Below are 610 nucleotides of genomic sequence, written 5' to 3' on the forward strand. Positions count from 1 at the left end.
TCCTTCAGTGGCGTAGGTGTAGGCTGAGGAAGTTGGGGACTCAGTCGCGAAAGTCCTTCAACCGTCTCAATAGCTGCTAATAAGTTTGGGACTTGTACCACACGAACCTCTACTGCTCGATCCTTATACGTATCGAGAATGTCGCTTATCGGATCAACAAGCATGATAGCTTGCTGATCACTCAGCAGTGAAGCATCAGTTGCAGGTAAAGCACCTCGTAGCCAGGAGACTTTGAAGGAGGTGTTTTGCGCATGAATTCCCTTCTTCTCCAAAACAGGTGCGGGAAGTAGTTGCCACAATTGCTCCTCGAACTGATCTACAGAGGCATCGAAATCAACGATGCGCCGATCATCTGGCTCTGTCGGGTCGCTCACATACAATACGCTGTGGCGTTCTCCATCGACAAACAGATGAAGCGTCATTTCATCGATATCGAGATTGTACTTGCGCTTCAACTGCAGTACATCGCTTAAGGGGGTGTACTCCTGAAGGGAGATTGACACCTCGATAGTGCCAGAGGGATTGCTTGAAACGACGTTTGCAAGCGCCTGCTCTCTCATAGCGATATACTCGCGGATCTGCTCGTGGGATTGAAATGTTATATTGTTGT

General features: G+C 48.7%; 1 protein-coding gene. It reads right to left on the reverse strand.

Translation table 11 applies throughout. The annotated features are described in order from the left end of the window. The coding region (locus tag NW818_RS10750) for a hypothetical protein (protein WP_414424548.1) at positions 1-560 on the reverse strand (560 nt) is incomplete at its 3' end. Positions 561-610: the final 50 nt, after the last annotated feature.

Source organism: Synechococcus sp. R6-5 (genome assembly GCF_047461775.1).
Taxonomy (GTDB): Bacteria; Cyanobacteriota; Cyanobacteriia; order Thermostichales; family Thermostichaceae; genus Thermostichus.